The organism is Okeania sp. SIO3I5, from assembly GCF_010672085.1.
In the GTDB taxonomy this organism is placed as follows: domain Bacteria; phylum Cyanobacteriota; class Cyanobacteriia; order Cyanobacteriales; family Microcoleaceae; genus Trichodesmium.
In genome coordinates, this window is sequence record NZ_JAAHHT010000063.1 from 38,387 (window position 1) to 41,700 (window position 3,314).

At 38.8% G+C, this 3,314-nt stretch carries 2 protein-coding genes; both read right to left on the reverse strand.

The annotated features are described in order from the left end of the window. Positions 1-538: 538 nt before the first annotated feature. Positions 539-1,717, reverse strand: a complete 1,179-nt coding sequence (locus tag F6K40_RS16325) for an RNA-guided endonuclease InsQ/TnpB family protein (protein ID WP_293137601.1) — start codon at positions 1,715-1,717, stop codon at positions 539-541. 568 nt (positions 1,718-2,285) lie between these two features. After that, positions 2,286-2,987 (reverse strand): PEP-CTERM sorting domain-containing protein, encoded by a 702-nt coding sequence (locus F6K40_RS16330; protein ID WP_293137603.1) that lies wholly within the window; start codon positions 2,985-2,987, stop codon positions 2,286-2,288. Between the last annotated feature and the right edge of the window lie 327 nt (positions 2,988-3,314).

A 3,314-nucleotide genomic window follows, 5' to 3' on the forward strand; every position in this document is an offset into this window, starting at 1 on the left:
GCTTCAGGAAATGTATTGACTATTGTTCAATAGTAGCGAGTGGAAAATTTTGACTATTTATCTTTCGTGGTGGAGTGCTTCAGGAAATGTATTGACTATTGTTCAATAGTAGCGAGTGGAAAATTTTTACTATTCATCTCTCGTGGCGAGTGCTTCAGAAAATGTATTGACTATTGTTCAATAGTAGCGAGTGGAAAATTTTTACTATTCATCTCTCGTGGCGAGTGCTTCAGAAAATGTATTGACTATTGTTCAATAGTAGTGAGTGGAAAATTTTGACTATCAGGACTTACGCAACGGCACTAATGATAGTGGCTGTATGAGGAATAATGACCATTTTATACGCTATATATAGCGGTACTGCGTAAGTCCTGACTATCCCATCTACCATGGCGGAGTGCTTCAGAAAATGTATTTACTATTGTTCAATAGTAGTGAGTGAAAAATTTTGACGAGCCATCTGCTGTAAAATACCTACACAATTCCGGCAAAACTAGGAAAAAGCTAGTAATGCCAGAATTGAAGCTTATTTCCTGCTTCAACCTGGGGAGTCGGCTCCTTCCAGTCCACAGGCGTAAATTCGGGTGCAGCCCACCCTAGCCTTTTGATTCACTTCCCCATATTGAGATAACACAATCGCCGCATTTAAGTCGCGGTCTATAACTGTTCCGCAGTTGGGACAGTTATAGATGCGGTCACTTAGCTTAAGATCTGAGTTAATGTGACCGCAATTATGACAAGTTTTAGATGAGGGAAACCACAGGGGGGCTAGCACTACACTACCACCACTAGCGACGATTTTGGTTGTCAATCGTTGCCTAAATTCATAAAATCCCAGCCTTGCTATAGATGCTGCTAACTTACCATTTTGCATCATCCCTTTGACGTTTAGATTTTCTAAACAGATGTGCTTATAATAACTCGCTAATTCAGTAGTAATTTTCTCGATAAAATCTTTACGCTCCCTAGCAATATGAGCATGATATTTTGCCAATTTTTTGTAGTATTTAACCGCATTTTTTGAAGCAGGTTTACCCTTGCCACCTAATTGCTTCTGGCGATTATGCCACTGAAACTTAGCCAACTTTAACTGCTCTTTTTTTATTGATTCAGGAAAAGAAATAATCTGGTTTTCTTTTGATGAAGCTATTGTACCAAACTGTTTCACACCAAGATCAATGCCAAAAGCATCTTGGTAACGTTCATCTAATAATGGATGAACTGGTAATTTTTCTGCTTCAATACCAAAGCTAACAAACCATTTTTCCCCTGTTCTGCTAATCGTAAAAGTCTGACTTGCCGTAGTATAAGGAATTGATTCCCATAATCGAAAAGTCCCTAGTGTTGGTATTTTAATCTTCTTACCAGGGGTAATTGTTACTTTTCCATTAGCGTTATAAACCGTAAAAGATTGTCGGTCTTTTTTCCTTTTCAACTGAGGATACTTACTGATTCCTTTTTTATAACGTTTAAATGCTTCACCTAGATGTTGAAAAGCACTTTGATAAATGCGAGAGGAATAATTATTTGTCCAGCCATATTCTGGTTGCTTTTTTACATAGTTAGTAAAGACTTTTTTAGCTTCTAAAATGCGTAATGTGTAACTCAAGCTAACTTTCTGGCCGCGTTTGTTAACTTTGGTCATGCCAGAAGTTCCATTAACCATGTTGAGGCCATAGTTGTAAACGAAACGAGCATAGCCAGCGCATTGAGCCATTTTTGAGCGCTCCTGGTTATTAAGCTTTAATTCAAGTTTTTTGGCGTACAATCAAATCACCTCCAACCAGATTATCAACCATTTTTTTTGTCAAGTCAAAAAAATCCCCTTCTTTGTTTCAGCTATTGCCCGATATTGCTAGAGATATTGACACTAGCAATCAGCTCCCGTCGTAGAGTGCTTCAGAAAATGTATTGACTATTGTTCAATAGTAGTGAGTGGAAAATTTCTACTATCCATCTCTCGTGGTGGAGTGCTTCAGGAAATGTATTTACTGTTGTTCAATAGTAGTCCAGTAGGGTGCGTTAGACGGCAAAAATTTAAACTATGAAAGGGATTCAACAATCCGTCGTAACGCACCATTTTAGATGTGTCGGTTTAGTAACGCACCGCTTGTCGAAAATAAATCAGGACTTACGCAGAACCACTATATCTAGTAAGGGCGAATGCCAGCAAGCCCCTACAGGTGGTGTATAATTTCGTATTTTGCGTAAGTCCTGATAAATGTTTCGGTGCATTACACTCCGCTTTTCATGTCGGCTCTTAGCCGAAAACACACCCTACCAAACTATCGTGATGTTGGCTTTAACAATCGTGAACCGAAACCTAGAACACCCAAACCAATTAAACTTAGTGTGGATGTAGGTTCTGGCACAGATTGATTATCGGACGAATTAAGGATTAGAGAAACTTCATCAAAATAACTATCAGAACTTGAACCTACATTACGGCTTGAATCAAGAATAATTTCTATAGAGCGGGTATTTGTAGGTACTATTCTTTCATCAAAAAATTGATTCCAGTCAAAGACATCTTGAACGGGGTTGTCAATAAAAACTTCTGATAAGAGTACGTTATTACTTCCATCCAAAAATGACAAGGTTGCTTTTCCAATATCACTTCCGGAAGAAATACTACGAGATTGCAATAAAACGCTAAACGAAGAGACAATATCACCCTCATCAATTTGCAGAGCTAGAGAGCTAACATCTATTGACTGTAGTAAGGCTTGAGAATCAGCAGGACCTGTGCCACCTGTAAAAGAAAATAAACCAATATCTACTGGAGAAGGTGACAAAAAACGTGCCGAAGTGGAAACAGTATTTATACCTGTGTTCAGCCATCCAGTAGTATCTCCCGTTTCCGCATTACCGTTTTGCACAAGTTCAACACCTAGTGGAAATGCATGAGCATTTCCACTAGGTGTTGCTAGGACAATTAATCCTCCAATAACTGTTAATAATTTACTGAATTTAGTGGGAATTTTCATGGTTATTAACTCCTAATAGATTTAGTTAGTTTCGGGCTAGTAGGGTGCGTTTTTGCTGGCGCAAAGCGAAACAGCTCAGAGCCAACATTAAACACTGCGTGACATGAAAATGAAATGTAACGCACCGCTTGTCCCAAATAAATGTTTCAGTGTGTCACGCTCCACTAAAACAGTATAGTTACTAAATCTATAGAAAAATATTTTTTGATTTAGTTTTAATTAAGTGTTACCTTAACGGGGTGAACTACAACACCACGCCAGTTGCTTCAAGTCGGGAGACCCGCCCAACGCACTGGCTTCTCTATCCCATTGCTAAAAGCGTTTGGG

What these genes read in the sequence shown, in the direction of transcription:
- F6K40_RS16325 (WP_293137601.1), bottom strand. Translation starts at nt 1,717, where the DNA reads ATGGCTCAATGCGCTGGCTATGCTCGTTTCGTTTACAACTATGGCCTC.
- F6K40_RS16330 (WP_293137603.1), bottom strand. Translation starts at nt 2,987, where the DNA reads ATGAAAATTCCCACTAAATTCAGTAAATTATTAACAGTTATTGGAGGA.